General features: G+C 62.8%; 11 protein-coding genes, 1 tRNA gene and 1 pseudogene. 9 read left to right on the top strand and 4 right to left on the bottom strand.

Annotated features, from left to right (window positions below; genetic code table 11):
• Positions 1 to 705: pseudogene (locus GM79_RS24700) on the bottom strand (IS5 family transposase); the annotation flags it as partial.
• Between the two features lie 143 nt (positions 706 to 848).
• On the opposite strand from GM79_RS24700, the gene pcaF reads away from it, so the two are divergent.
• A complete protein-coding gene (gene pcaF / locus GM79_RS06960) occupies positions 849 to 2,054 on the top strand; it encodes a 3-oxoadipyl-CoA thiolase (protein WP_035561295.1) in 1,206 nt (401 codons plus the stop codon).
• A 208-nt stretch (positions 2,055 to 2,262) separates the two neighbouring features.
• Here pcaF and GM79_RS06955 read toward each other — a convergent pair whose 3' ends face one another.
• Positions 2,263 to 3,906, bottom strand: coding sequence for a vWA domain-containing protein (locus GM79_RS06955; protein ID WP_051718608.1), 1,644 nt, complete (start codon positions 3,904 to 3,906; stop codon positions 2,263 to 2,265).
• A gap of 321 nt (positions 3,907 to 4,227) precedes the next feature.
• A tRNA-Phe gene (locus GM79_RS06950) sits at positions 4,228 to 4,300 on the bottom strand.
• A gap of 173 nt (positions 4,301 to 4,473) precedes the next feature.
• Between GM79_RS06950 and GM79_RS06945 the strand changes: the two genes are divergently transcribed.
• The 5 genes from GM79_RS06945 to GM79_RS24695 all read left to right on the top strand — a co-directional run bounded on the left by GM79_RS06945 (position 4,474) and on the right by GM79_RS24695 (position 10,642).
• Positions 4,474 to 5,859: a (Fe-S)-binding protein gene (locus GM79_RS06945; protein WP_035561293.1), complete on the top strand. Its 1,386-nt coding sequence runs from the start codon at positions 4,474 to 4,476 to the stop codon at positions 5,857 to 5,859.
• A 189-nt stretch (positions 5,860 to 6,048) separates the two neighbouring features.
• Entirely contained in the window at positions 6,049 to 6,900 is an 852-nt protein-coding gene (locus GM79_RS06940; RefSeq protein ID WP_035561321.1) for a (Fe-S)-binding protein, read from the top strand.
• Between the two features lie 213 nt (positions 6,901 to 7,113).
• A complete protein-coding gene (locus GM79_RS06935; RefSeq protein WP_035561290.1) occupies positions 7,114 to 7,626 on the top strand; it encodes a hypothetical protein in 513 nt (170 codons plus the stop codon).
• A 92-nt stretch (positions 7,627 to 7,718) separates the two neighbouring features.
• A complete protein-coding gene (locus GM79_RS26315) occupies positions 7,719 to 9,641 on the top strand; it encodes an OmpA family protein (RefSeq protein WP_035561286.1) in 1,923 nt (640 codons plus the stop codon).
• A 170-nt stretch (positions 9,642 to 9,811) separates the two neighbouring features.
• Positions 9,812 to 10,642, top strand: a complete 831-nt coding sequence (locus tag GM79_RS24695; RefSeq protein WP_051718607.1) for a DUF4476 domain-containing protein — start codon at positions 9,812 to 9,814, stop codon at positions 10,640 to 10,642.
• Between the two features lie 345 nt (positions 10,643 to 10,987).
• On the opposite strand, the gene GM79_RS06920 is transcribed toward GM79_RS24695, so the two are convergent.
• Positions 10,988 to 11,461, bottom strand: coding sequence for a DUF4293 family protein (locus GM79_RS06920; RefSeq protein ID WP_035561283.1), 474 nt, complete (start codon positions 11,459 to 11,461; stop codon positions 10,988 to 10,990).
• A 91-nt stretch (positions 11,462 to 11,552) separates the two neighbouring features.
• Here GM79_RS06920 and GM79_RS06915 point away from each other — a divergent pair, with 91 nt between their 5' ends.
• Genes GM79_RS06915 through truA form a run of 3 tightly spaced genes read left to right on the top strand, consistent with a single transcriptional unit; the run spans position 11,553 to position 14,092 of the window.
• Positions 11,553 to 12,758 carry a thiolase family protein gene (locus tag GM79_RS06915; protein ID WP_035561279.1) on the top strand — a complete coding sequence of 402 codons (1,206 nt, stop codon included), beginning with the start codon at positions 11,553 to 11,555 and terminating at the stop codon, positions 12,756 to 12,758.
• Positions 12,759 to 12,763: 5 nt separating this feature from the next.
• Positions 12,764 to 13,303 carry a GNAT family N-acetyltransferase gene (locus GM79_RS06910; RefSeq protein WP_200875587.1) on the top strand — a complete coding sequence of 180 codons (540 nt, stop codon included), beginning with the start codon at positions 12,764 to 12,766 and terminating at the stop codon, positions 13,301 to 13,303.
• A gap of 9 nt (positions 13,304 to 13,312) precedes the next feature.
• Positions 13,313 to 14,092: a tRNA pseudouridine(38-40) synthase TruA gene (gene truA / locus GM79_RS06905; protein WP_051718606.1), complete on the top strand. Its 780-nt coding sequence runs from the start codon at positions 13,313 to 13,315 to the stop codon at positions 14,090 to 14,092.
• Positions 14,093 to 14,111 lie beyond the last annotated feature (19 nt).

Raw genomic sequence — 14,111 nt, 5'->3', positions numbered from 1 at the left:
AGGAAACGATGGTCTTCTCGTAGCGGGTGGCCAAGCGGCGATACTGCTTCATGCGTCCGAAAAAGCGTTCGATTTTGTTGCGGTCGCGGTAGGCATTCTCGTCCAGGGGCAGCGGTTGGGTGCGGTTGGGGTGGCTGGGGATGACGGCTTGAATACCGCGTTGAGCGCAATAGGCGCGGGTTTGGTCGCTGTCGTAGGCCGTGTCGGCCACTACCTGGCCCACGTCGAGGCCGTCGAGCAGGGGCAGCGCCTGCGGGCTGTCGCCGGCCTGGCCGGGGGTGGCGAGCAGGCGCACCGCGTTGCCCAGCGACTCGACGCAGGCGTGAATTTTGGTGCTCATCCCGCCCCGGCTGCGGCCGAGGCACTCGGTCTGAGCGTCGCTTTTTTTTGGCCCGCCGCGTGCTGGTGCGCCCGCACGATGGTCGAGTCGAGCAGCACCCAGTCCAGCTCCGGCGCTTGGACGACCTGGAAAAGGCGGCGCCAGACGCCTTTTTCGGCCAGCCGGCGGAAGCGTTTGCGGGCCGTGTCGGACTTGCCGAAGCGTTCGGGCAGGTCGGCCCACGGGCAGCCGGTGCGCATTATCCACACCACAGCGTTGAAAAACAGCCGGTTATCGACGGCCGTCGCCCCGCCATCGGCGGCCTTGCCGGAGAGGTGCGGGGCAACCAGGGCCCAGGTAGCATCAGAAATTTCGTGACGGCGCATGCTGAAAAGTAAATAAGCAGTAAACATATAGCTGATTTCTTATTGTCCTCACGCCCTAGCCGCAAGCACGCGCCGGGCTTCCACCAAGCCGGCTTTCTTTTCTCACTGGCAGCTCTCTTCCCGCCACTTCTCCAATTTTCTTTATGACTGAGGTTTACATCGTTGACGGCATCCGCACTCCCATTGGCAATTTCGGCGGGACGCTGGCTCCGGTGCGGCCCGATGATATGGCGGCGCTGGTCATTCGCGAGCTGCTGGCCCGCAACCCCACCGCCGACCCGGCCGGCATTGCCGACGTGCTGCTGGGCTGTGCCAACCAGGCCGGCGAAGACAACCGCAACGTGGCCCGCATGGCACTGCTGCTGGCCGGCCTGCCCACGTCGGTACCCGGCGAAACCGTGAATCGCCTCTGCGCTTCGGGCTTGTCGGCCAGCATTGCCGCGGCCCGCGCCATTCGGAGCGGCGACGGCGACCTGTTTGTGGCGGGCGGCGTGGAGAACATGACCCGTGGTCCGCTCGTGATTTCGAAGGCCAGCACCGCTTTTGGGCGCGATTCGCAGATGCACGATTCCAGCTTCGGCTGGCGCTTCATCAACCCGCACATGGAAGCGCTCTACGGCACCGATGCCATGGGCGAAACCGCCGAAAACCTGGCCGAGCGCGACCACATCAGCCGCGACGACCAGGACCAGTTCGCGTTCGACTCGCACCAGCGAGCGGCGGCGGCCCGCGCCTCGGGCCGCTTTGCCGAAGAAATCGTGCCCGTGCCCATTCCCCAGCGCAAGGGCGAGCCGCTGCTCTTCGAGCACGACGAATTCATCAAACCCAACACCACGTTGGAGGGCCTGGCCAAGCTGCGCCCCGCCTTCCGCAAGAACGGCTCCGTGACGGCCGGTAATTCCTCGGGCCTCAACGACGGCGCGGCAGCTCTGCTGCTGGCGTCGGAGGCGGGGCTGAAACAGCACCGCCTAACACCCCGCGCCCGCATCGTGAGCATGGGCGTGGCCGGGGTCGAGCCGCGCATCATGGGCATCGGGCCGGTGCCAGCCACCCAGCTGGCGCTCAAAAAAGCCGGCCTCACCCTCGACCAAATCGACCTGATTGAGTTCAACGAAGCCTTTGCGGCGCAGGCGCTGGCCTGCATCCGCGCCCTAGGCCTGACCGACGACGATTCACGCATCAACCCCAACGGTGGCGCCATTGCCCTGGGCCACCCGCTGGGCATGAGCGGCGCCCGCCTCCTCAATACCGCCGCCCTGGAGCTGCACAAGCAAAACAAGCGCTACGCGCTGGTGACCATGTGCATTGGCGTGGGCCAAGGCTACGCCGTAATTATCGAGCGAGTATAGCGCGAGCCCGCGGATAAGGGGCGCTGCAAGTAATCTCCTTTTTTCGGTTGGTCATGCTCATCTGGCGTCCGCGCAGCCGAAGCATCTCGCTCGCTTCGTTGCACGGCCACAACGAGGCGAGCGAGATGCTTCGGCTACGCGGACGCCAGATGAGCATAACGGTTTTTTGCCAAGGTTACTCTGTCCGAGCACTTAACGGAATACTTCTTTACTCCCGGTTCCGGTTCTGCCCGCCCAGTGATGCGGCCTGCCGCACCAGGTCGCGAAACTCGCTACGGGAGCCATCAGCATCCGGGGCATTGGTGCTGCGGGCCAGCTCGGCGGTGCTGGCCCAGCTGGCCGAGCCAGCATATTGCGAGCCGCGCAGCAGCAGGCCAAACTGCGCCACCGATGCCGCCCAGCGCAGATTGTCGGAAGCCTGGGTGATGGACTCGCCGAGCCGGACGTTGCGCACCGGCAGCGTGAGGAGTTGGCTGGGGCTGCCCTGCGGCTCCTGGTAGCGCAGCTTCACGGTGAGTAGCTCCGCCCCGGAGGCGGCCGGGCTGAAGGCAGTTTTCTGGTATTTGAGGGCATCGACGGAGGCGCCACCGGTGGCCGGGGCGCCCACGGGCACCACTTCGTAGAGGGCCGTGACCTGCTGGCCCGCGCCGAGCTCGCCGGCGTCTTTGCGGTCGTCGTTGAAGTCCTCGGCGGCCAGCAGGCGGTTTTCGTAGCCCAGCAGCCGGTACTCGCGCACCAGGGCAGGGTTGAATTCAACCTGCACTTTCACATCCTTGGCCAGGGTGAAGAGCGTGCCACCGAACTGCTGCACCAGCACGCGCCGGGCCTCATTCAGCTGGTCGATGTAGGCATAGTTGCCGTTGCCTTTGTCAGCCAAAAGCTCCATTTTACTATCCTGAATGTTGCCATCGCCGAAGCCCAGCACCGAGAGGAATACGCCCGATTCCCGCTCCTTGGTAATCAGGCGCTCCATATCGGAATCGCTCTGCTCGCCCACGTTAAAATCGCCGTCGGTGGCCAGAATAATGCGGTTATTGCCGCCGGGCCGGCGGTGCTGCCGGGCCAGCTGATAGGCCAGGCGCAGCCCTTCGCCCCCGGCCGTGGAGCCCCCGGCTTCCAGCCCGTCGAGGGCCCGGAGAATGGTTGCGGGCTCGGCCCCCGAGGTGGGCGGCAGCACCACGCCGGCCGCCCCGGCATACACCACAATGGCCACGTAATCCTGGGGCCGGAGCGCCTCGCGCACCAGGAGCCGCAACGATTCTTTCAGCAGCGGCAGCTTGTTGGGGTCATTCATCGAGCCCGACACGTCGAGCAGGAACACGAGGTTGGCCGGCGGCAGGTTCTCGGCCGAAACCTGCTTGCCCTGCACGCCCACCAGTACGAGCTGGTGGGCGGTATTCCAGGGGCAGGCGGCTACTTCGGCATTGAGGGAGGCCGGGCCGGTGCGGGGCTGGGGGTACTGGTAGGGAAAATAATTCACCAGCTCCTCCAGCCGCACGGCGTCGGGCGGGGGCAGCTGCCGGTCTTGCGTGATGAAGCGGCGCACGTTGGCGTAGGAGGCCCGGTCCACGTCGATAGCAAAGGTGCTAAGCGGGTTACGTGCGGCCGTCAGAAACGGGTTTTCGTGGATAACGGCGTAGTTTTCGCGGCCTTCTAGCTGGGCATCGGGCGCATTTGGGGCCACGGGCTCCGTTGTTTCAGCAGTGGCGGCGGCGTCGGTATTGTCGGCGGCGGCTTCGGATGTGGCCGTGGCGGCATCCATTTTCTCGGTCGAATATTGCTGGTCGCAGGCGGGCAAGAGGCACGCGCCCACCAGCAGCCTCCACAGGGGGCGCAAGCGGTTGAGCTTCATGTTGAAAAGAAAAAGAGTGGGGATGGCAAGCGGCCTCCGCCGGAATGGGCTGGTTACGCGCCCCGCCGCAAGTCGCGACTTTGCGGGAGACGGGCGGCGGCCTGGTTTTCTTCGCGACGAAAACCCGACGGCAGCATTACCGGCCCGAGCCAGCCGCGCACTGCGGCGGCCCGGAGGAAGCAAAAGCACAGGCAGCGCCGCCTGTGTCCCTCTATACCGGCAACCCGGCGTAGGTAACCCACTCACCCCGTCGATTCGCTTGCCGTAGGGATAAGGCCAAAATAAAAAAGGCCTCCAGCGCAGTGCTAGAGGCCTTTTTTGTGGCAACAGTTGGAATCGAACCAACGACACCAGCATTTTCAGTGCTGTGCTCTACCAACTGAGCTATGTTGCCGCTTCCCCAGGCGAGGTTTAGTGCGCTTTAGGGACCGCAAAGGTACGCAACCAAAACAACGACGCAAGAAGTGGAGCAAAAAAAGTATTGTGCTTGTTGCTTTTTATGAAAAAGTGCTCGGCATGCCGAGTATATTGCAGTCGCAAACGTTCCCGCTCCCTTACCTTTACCGCATGTTGCAATCCATCATTTTCCTGCTGCTCCTGGTAGCCGCATTTGGTTTTTTCGCGTGGCAAGTCCGGAAAGTCCGCGCCAATATTCTTGTGGGCCGCGACCGTGACATGAGCGGCAATACCGCCGAACGGTTCAAAAAGACGCTATTGGTGGCTTTCGGCCAGCAAAAGATGTTCAAGCGCCTCACCCCCGCCCTGCTTCACCTCATTGTGTACGTGGGCTTTCTGGTGATTAACGTTGAGGTCATCGAAATTGTGGTCGACGGCCTCTTTGGCACCCACCGTTTCCTGAGCTTCCTGGGCCCGGTGTACGACGCGCTGATGGCTACCAATGAAATTTTGGGCGCGCTGGTGCTACTGGCGGTGGCCGCCTTCTGGTGGCGCCGCAATAGCGCGTCCCCCGTGCGCCGTTTCACCGGGCCTGAGCTGCGCGCCTGGCCCAAGCTCGACGCCAACATCATTCTGTATGTGGAAGTGGTGCTGATGGCGGCCCTGTTCACGATGAACACCGCCGACCTGAAGCTGCACCAGCTGCGCGGCGAGGACTTGCCCGGCACCTTCCCCATCAGCAGCCTGCTCACGGGCCTGTTTTCAGATAATGCCAGCACTTTGCACCTGCTGGAGCGCGTGGGCTGGTGGGCGCACATCATCGGCATCTTCCTGTTTCTGAACTACCTGCCCAGCTCCAAGCACTTCCACATCATCATCACGTTCCCGAACGTGTGGTTTTCGCGGCTGGTGCCGCAGGGCCAGTTCAGCAACGTGGACAGCATTACCCACGAGGTGAAGGCCATGATGGACCCGAGCTACGTGGTGCCGCCCGCCCCGACGGCCCCCGACGGCTCGGCCCTGGCGCCCACATCTTTCGGCGCCAAGGATGTGGAAGACCTGCCCTGGACCAGCCTGATGAATGCTTACTCCTGCACCGAATGCGGCCGCTGCACCTCGGTGTGCCCGGCCAACCTGACGGGCAAGCTGCTCTCGCCGCGCAAAATCATCATGGACACGCGCGACCGGATGGAGGAAAAATACGAGTCGCCGCTCATTTTCCGCCCCAACGTGTATGGTGCCGAAGCCAAGCACGAGCCCATCACCGACCTGGCCAATGCCACGCTGCTGCGCGGCAAAGTGACGCCCGAGGAGCTCTGGGCCTGCACCACCTGCAACGCCTGCGTGGAAAGCTGCCCCGTGAACATCAACCCCCTGGAAAGCATTATTGAGATGCGCCGCTTCCTGGTACTTGAGGAGTCGGCCGCGCCCAACTCGCTGAACGTGATGTTCTCCAACATCGAAAACAACGGCGCACCGTGGGCCTTCTCGCCTTCGGACCGGTTCAACTGGGCCGATGATTTGTTTGCGGTTGAGAAGACGGCCGCGACGGTATAGTTGAAAAGAAAACGGTCATGCCTCATCTGGCGTCCGCTTGCCGAAGCATCTCTACCGAGTAAGTAATCCAATTTAAATAAGATAGTTGTGCGGTAGCATTGCTTCGGCAAGCTCGGCATGACTGGCACCGATAAATAAGCTGTTATGACCCCTGAAGCTCCCGCCAAGAAGCAAATCAATGTTCCCGTTATGGCCGATTTGGCGGCCCGCAACGAGTCGCCCGAAATCCTATTTTGGGTGGGCTGCGCCGGCGCTTTCGATGACCGGTACAAGCGCGTGACCCGCGCCTTTGTGCGCATACTGGAGCACGTGGGCACCAAATACGCCGTGCTGGGCCTGGAAGAAAGCTGCACCGGCGACCCCGCCAAACGGGCCGGCAACGAGTTTCTGTTTCAGATGCAGGCCATGACCAACATCACGACCCTGAACGGCTACGGCATCAAGAAAATCGTGACGGCCTGTCCGCATTGCTTCAACACGATTAAGAACGAATACCCGGCCTTGGGTGGTGATTATGAGGTAATTCACCACAGCACCTACCTGCAGCAGCTCATCAACGAGGGCAAGGTGGGCGTGACGGGCGGCGAAAGCTTCAAAGGGCGCCGCATCACCTTCCACGACAGCTGCTACCTGGGCCGCGCCAACGACATTTACGAAGCCCCGCGCGACGTGCTGGCCGCCCTCGACGCCGACCTGGTGGAGATGAAGCGCAGCCGCGCCAACGGCCTCTGCTGCGGTGCCGGTGGTGCCCAGATGTGGAAGGAAGCCGAGCCGGGCAAGAAGGAAATCAACATCGAACGCACCGAAGAGGCGCTGGCCACGCTGGCCGGCAAAGCCGAAGCCCTGGCCAACCTGGGCGGCGTGGAAACGGAAACCAGCACGCCCAGCCAACACGACCTGCAAGGCAGCATCATTGCCGTGAGCTGCCCGTTTTGCATGACGATGATGAGCGACGGCGTGAAAAACAAGGAGCAGGAAAGCAAGGTGCAGGTCTTCGACCTGGCCGAGCTGGTGGCTTCGGCCGAAGGCATCAACGCCTAAATCACGGCCTCGTCGGATTCGTGGCGGCTTGCCCGGATTTTGTGGGCGACCTTGCGCCGCCGTTCTGCCAGTTTAACTGGCCGGGCGGCGGCGCAATTTTTAAGGCAGCTTTTTTGTTAGCTCGTAGATTCCACGTCGGCCCGGTGCGCTCCCACGTCCGCGCCGACTACAGAATCCGAAAAATCCGCCGTTAATCCGAAAAATCCGTGATTTATGTACGTTGCTTTTGACCAGCTACCGCCCGAAGCCAGGGTGTGGATTTACCAAGCCAACCGGCAGCTTACGGGCCCGGAAATCGTATCTGTGCTGCCCGTTCTTTCCCGCTTCGTGGAGGAATGGACGAGCCACGGCCGCAGCCTGCACGCCTCGGCCGAGTTCCTGCACCAGCGCTTTCTGGTCATCGGCCTCGACCAGGAAGTGGCCGGTGCCAGTGGCTGTTCTATTGATGCTTCGGTGCGCTTCGTGGCCCAGCTGGAGCAGTTGCTCGCCGTGGAATTGCTGGATAAGTCGCGGCTGGCTTTTTTGCACAATGGCACGGTGCAGCTGCTTCAGCGCAGCGAGTTGAAGGCGGCGGTGGCCAGCGGCACACTGGCCACCAACACGTTTTACTTCGACAACACACTGGCTACCAAAGCTGAGCTGGACACTGCCTGGCCCCGGCCGGCCGGCGAAACCTGGCTGGCCCGCTACTTTGGGCAGGCCAAGGAGAATCAGCAGCCGGCGTAAATCCTGGCCAAACGTAGTATTATTGCTAACCCAAAAAAAGCCGACGAAAACACCTTCCTGCGGCTTCCTTTTCCCTACTACCGCCTACTTCCATGAGGAAACTATTGTTCGTCTGCGCCGCGGCTGGCTCTGCCGCGTTGCTAAGCAGCTGTGCCGCGACGGGCAGCCTGAGTAAGGCCGACAAGCAATTTGCCCGCGGCCAGTACGAGCTGGCCATTCCGCTTTACCAGGCCGAGGTGGCCAAGGGCAAGGGCGCGGCTATGGCCAACTTCCGCATTGGTGAGTCTTACCGCCTATCCAACCGCGTGGAGCAGGCCGAGCCATTCTACAAGGCCGCGATGGCGGGCGGGGTGCGAAATGCTGACGTGGGCTACCGCTACGCCGAGGCGCTGCGGGCCAGCGGCCAGTACGACGAAGCCGCCGCCCAGTTTGCCACCTACGCCAGCAGCGGCGGCAACCGCATTCTGGGCGCCCGCGCCGATGCCGACAGCAAGAATGCGCTGGCCAGCAAGGAAGTAGCCGCCATCAAAAACAAGTACGACGTGGCGCCGGTGGACGCGCTGAACTCGGCTGCTTCCGACTTTGGCGGTACGATGATGGCCAGCACCGGCGACCTGGTGTTTACCTCCGGCCGCGATGGCAAGAAATACCTCGGCAACGGCGAAAACTTCAACAGCCTCTACGCCATCAAGTTCGACAACGCGGCTACCATGAGCGGCGGCACCGCCCGCAAGCTGGAAGGCCCTTTCAACACCGAAAACAAGCACGAAGCCAGCGCCACCTACACGCCCGACGGCAAGACGATGGTATTTGCCCGCTCGAACGACGGCAGCAAAAAAGGCTACCTGAGCGTCGACCTGTGGATTTCCTACAACAAGGGCGGTGAGTGGAGTGAGCCCGTGCTGGCCAACCTCAACGACCGGACCGCCGACGATTTTTCCCCGGCCTTCGGGCCCGATGGCACCACGCTCTACTTCGCCTCGGGCCGTAAGAACGGGCTGGGCGGCACCGATTTGTATAAGGCCACGCTGGGCCTCAATGGGCGTTTTTCGCCGGCTGAGAACCTGGGCGCAACCGTGAATACCGCCGGCAACGAGAACTTTCCCGGTGTGGCATCCGATGGCACGCTGTATTTCTCCTCCGATGGCCGGCCGGGCGTGGGCAAGCTCGACATCTTCATGCTGAAAGGCGGCAAGGTTACCAACCTGGGAGCCGATGTGAACAGCATCGGCGACGACTTTGCCCCGGCGCCGATGGGCGTTGACATGGGTTTGTTCAGCTCGAACCGGGCTGGCGGTAAAGGCTCCGACGACCTGTACACGTTCAAGAAGAGGTCGCCCAAGCTGGTAACTTTCTACGTGGACGGTACTGTATTCGAACGCGACGACAAGGCCAAAACCACCGTGCCCGTGGCGGGCGCGCAGGTAACCGTGCTGGGCCCCAACAACCAGCGCCAGACCCTCACCAGCGGCCCCGACGGCAAGTTCACCACGAAACTGGATTCGGTTTCGAGCTACAGCTTCCTGGCCGAGCGGCCGGGCGACTTTGCCGCGCGGGCCTCGCTGAGCACCGTGGGCCGCAAGCCCCCGCAGGACCAGCTGCCCAACCCCACCAACGACATTCGGCTGCCGCTGACGCTGACGCTGAACAAGATTATTCTGGCCCGCGCCATCGAGGTTAAGGACATTTTCTACGATTACGACAAGTTCAACATCCGCCCGGATGCCGCCATTCGCCTCGATACGCTGGTGCAAACGCTGGTGGACAACCCCAAAATCTCCATCGAGCTGAGCTCGCACACCGACCAGCGCGGCAAGGACGCCTACAACCAGAAACTCTCGCAGCAGCGTGCCCAATCGGCCGTGGATTACATTGTGAGCAAGGGCATCGACAAAGCCCGCATCACGGCCAAGGGCTACGGCGAATCGCGGCCCATCATCGCGGCACCTAAGTCGGAAGCTGAGTACCAGCGCAACCGCCGCACCGAATTTAAAGTGACGCGCGTGGCGAAGTAAGCTTCCCGCTGATTGAAGCAAAAGGCCCTGTAATTCGCATTTCAGGGCCTTTTGCTTTATAATTCTGTCTGATAACCGGGAGTGAATACGGTTGTTCCAAACATGGCATAGGTTTTGAAAATGGTGAAATCAGCGCCCGATATCACCGGGCAGTCTGATTTTTTAACGCCATGAAAAAGGCTTTACTTCTTGCTCTGGTGGGCTTATTTGCCGCCATTGCTCCGGCGCTGGCTTATCCGCCGCCAGCGGCCAACGTCAACTTTTCTTCGGAGCGCGGCGTGCCCTTTGGCCTCGTGCTCGATGGCCGGCCCGTAACCAGGGGCGCGGCCCGACAGGTGCACCTGAACCGGCTGGCGCCCGGCCTGCACTGGGCCGATTTTACCGTACCCACGGCCTATGGCCGGGTGGTGCGCTTCCGGAGCCGCGTTTGGCTGGAGCCGGGCCTCGAAACGACGTTTGTACTGGTAACGCGCCCCGGCCGGCCATTGGGCCTGCGGCAGGTGGCGGCGGTGGCCCTGTACGGCCCCGGCCGGGGCCAGGGCAACGGCTACCACAGCGGCGGCTACAACAACCGCCCCACGCCCTACGACCAAAACAGCAACGGCAACTACGCCCAGGACAACGGCTACAATGCCAACCAGCCCGCCACGGGCTATGATGACACACCTAACAATGGCGACTATTATGCGAACCCAGCCGAAAACAGCCGCCGGATTATGACGCCGCAGGACGTTGATGCGTTGGTGCAGGCCGTGCAGCAACGGTCCTTCGAGGCCAGCAAGCTGAGCATTGCCAAAGACGCGCTCACCCAAAACAGCATTCAGGCCGATGACTTAAAGCGCCTGCTGCGGAGCCTGGAGTTTGAGGCATCGCGGGTGGAGCTGGCCAAGTTTGCCCATCCGCGCGTGGCCGACCCGCAAAACTTCTACCGCATCTACGAAGCCTTTCAGTACGACGACAGCATCCGGGAGGTGCAGCAAGCCGTGCGCGCGGGGCGGTAGTCAGGGTAAGCTGCAAGCTTCAAGCTCAGGCTGCTTTCTAATGCTTTGCTGAAATCCGAGGTGCGCCTACTTTCGCACAGATACTTGAAACCAAAAAAACCGCTATGACTAACACAGCGGTTTTTTTGGTTTCGGGGGGCGTGTGTAAGGGAAGTCGTGCTCCTGCCCTGACGTTGAAACCGCACCAGCACGCAGCACAGGCTGTAGGAACGCGCCTTGGCGCGTTCGGCGTCTGAAAGCGGGCTGCCAGGTACGCCTGCCCAGGCGCGTTGGAGCACGCGAGCACCACCTGCCCGTTGCCCGTTGCTCCTACTACAAAGCTTGCGGCTTGCAGCTTAGAAGAGCCTACCGCAGGCGGTCGGCGCTACGTACCAGCTGCTCGTCGCGACGGATGAAGCGGTTGGCTAGCAGGTTGAGCAGCAGGGCCAGGGTGGGCAGGTAGAAACCGGCCAGCTCCTTGCCCTCCAGCTTGATGTTGAGGGCCTGCTCGCCTTGATTGGAGAAGTAGAAGGCCGCCCCCAGCGTGGCCACAATGAGCAGCAGGTTTACCGAGCCCAGGAGAAGCTGCTTGGCGCGGTTGCGAAACTGAAAAATCTCAAAAACCGCGACTGCCGCCGAAGCCCCCGCCAGTAAGCCAATGAGCCAAACCGGCCCCGTGGGCACGGCTACCGCCGGGCCGGCGGCTTGAAAGCCGAAGGCCGTGAGGGTGAGCTCCTGGCCCGTAAGGCCGTCGACTTTGTGCCACAGGGGCAACACGAGCACGCTGAGCATGGCCAGCGCCAGCAACAGTAAAAACACGCTTTGGATTCTTTGTATCATCTTTGTTGTAAGTGTAGAACGTGGTCCGGGCTTAATCCGGGGCCACAAATTTAGTCCCATCCGGCGCTTGCGCCGCATATTGATACGTCGAATGCCTAATGCTTATATCGTGGACGCGGTGCGTACCCCGATTGGAAAATTTGCCGGCGCGCTCAGCAGCGTCCGCCCCGATGATTTGGCCGCGCACGTATTGCGGGAGCTCATGCGCCGCAATCCTTCCGTTGATAAAAGTGCCGTTGAGGACGTGATTATGGGTGCCGCCAACCAGGCCGGCGAGGACAACCGCAACGTGGCCCGCATGGCCGCGCTGCTGGCTGGCCTGCCCATCACGGTGCCCGGCAACACCGTGAACCGGCTGTGCGCCTCCGGCCTGCAAAGCATCATGGACGCTGCCCGCGCCATTAAATGCGGCGAGGGCGACGTGTACCTGGCCGGCGGCACCGAAAGCATGACCCGCGCGCCGTTTGTGATGGCGAAGTCGGAATCGGCTTTCGGCCGCGAGCTTACGGCCCACGACACCACGCTGGGCTGGCGCTTCATCAACCCGCGCCTCACCAAGCTGCACTACCCGTTTGCCATGGGCCAAACGGCCGAAAACGTGGCCCGGCAGTTCAACGTGACCCGTGAGGAGCAGGACTTTTTTGCCTTCGAAAGCCAGCGCAAATACGCCCGCGCCCTCGAAAAAGGCCGGTTCCGCAAGGAAATCGTGCCCGTATTCATTCCACGGCCCAAGGGCGACACGGCCTTGTTTGATGCCGACGAGCAGCCCCGCTTCTCGTCGCTGGAGAAGCTCGCCACCCTCCGGCCGGCCTTCCAGCCCGAAGGCGGCACCGTGACGGCCGGCAACTCGGCGGGCATCAACGACGGTGCCGCCGCCGTGCTGCTCACGAGTGAGGATGCCCTGAAGCGCTACGACCTCAAGCCCATGGCGCGGGTGGTGGCCTCGGCCGTGGTCGGCGTCGACCCGGCGGTGATGGGCCTCGGGCCCATTTCGGCCACCCATAAAGTGCTGCAACGCGCGGGCCTGACCCTGGCCGACATCGACCTGATTGAATTGAACGAAGCATTTGCCGCCCAAAGCATTGTCTGCGTGCGCGAGCTGGGCCTGGACATGGCCAAGGTGAACGTGAACGGCGGCTCCATTGCCATGGGCCACCCCCTGGGCAGCTCGGGCGCCCGCATCACGGCCACGCTGCTGCACGAGATGCACCGCCGGGGCGAGGGCATGCGCTACGGCCTGGCCGTGATGTGCGTAGGCGTGGGCCAGGGCGCGGCTGTAATTTACGAAAAGCTGTAGCCGCCGTGCCGCCCGTCGTGCCCGTGCTGCTGTTGCCCGAAGCGAGCGCGCGGCTGCGCCCCTTCGGGCCTGCCGATGCGCCCGCGCTGGCCCGCCACGCCAACGACCGGCTGGTGTGGCAAAATCTGGGCGACCGGATTCCCCATCCTTACGCGTTGACAGACGCCAAACAGTACCTCGCTACGCTGGCAGCGGCGCCCGCAGGCTCGGACCTGCACTGGTGCCTGGAGGTAGCGGGCGAGGCTGTAGGTAGTATCAGCCTGCGGTTTAAAACGGATGTCCGGCGACGGTCGGCGGAAATAGGCTACTGGGTGGGCCGGGCGCATTGGGGCCGGGGCCTGGCTACGGCGGCGGTGCAAGCCATTACGGCTTACGGGCTGGCCAATTTTGACCTGGTCCGTCTCTACGCGCTGGTGTTTGCGCACAACCCGGCCTCCGGGCGCGTGCTCGAAAAGGCCGGCTTCGTGCTGGAAGCACGCCTAAAACAGGCCATCACCAAAGACGGGCACACCCTGGATGGCCTGCTGTACGCGCTGGTGCGCTGATTTATTCTCATGCGATACTTCCTCCATCTCGCCTACGACGGCACCAATTACCACGGCTGGCAGGTGCAGCCCAACACCCTCACCGTGCAGGCTGAAGTGGACCGCTGCCTCTCGCAGGTGCTGCGCCAGCCCGTGCACTGCCTGGGCAGCGGCCGCACCGATACGGGCGTGCACGCCAGCCACCAGGTAGCGCACTTCGACGCCGACCTGCCCGACACCCTGACGCTGGAGGTGCTGCTCTACCGTCTGCGCCGCGCCCTGCCAACCGACATCGGCGCCCTGCGCCTGCACCCGGTGGCCCACAATGCCCACGCCCGCTTTTCGGCCGAGGAGCGCAACTACGAGTATTTCGTGGTGACGCAGCCCAACCCCTTCCGCCGCGACCAGGCCCTGTACGTGGACCGCCCGCTGGACGTGGCCGCCATGAACGAGGCGGCCGGCTACCTGCTGGGGCAGTTCGATTTCACCACTTTCTCGAAGGTAAAAGGGGGCGAAAACCATTACGTGTGCTACTGCACGGCCGCTGGCTGGCACGCGGCGCCGGGCGGCTGGGTATTCCGCATCCGGGCCAACCGCTTTGTGCGGGGCATGGTGCGGCTGGTGGTGGGCACGCTGCTCGACGTGGGCCGGGGTAAGCTCACGCCGCGCCAGTTTCAGGCGCTGCTCTGGGCCCAGCGGCGCGTGGATGCGGGCGGCGCGGCCCCGGCCCAGGGCCTGTTTCTGAGCCAGGTGGAGTACGAGGAAGGTGTGGTGCCAGATGAGCAGGTAACATTGGGCAGTGAACAGTGAACAATGGACGGCTCATTGT

Origin of the sequence: Hymenobacter sp. IS2118 (assembly GCF_000715495.1) — a bacterium.
In the GTDB taxonomy this organism is placed as follows: Bacteria; Bacteroidota; Bacteroidia; order Cytophagales; family Hymenobacteraceae; genus Hymenobacter.
Note: the sequence above shows the minus strand (reverse complement) of the source record. Positions and strands in the feature narration are given on the sequence as shown.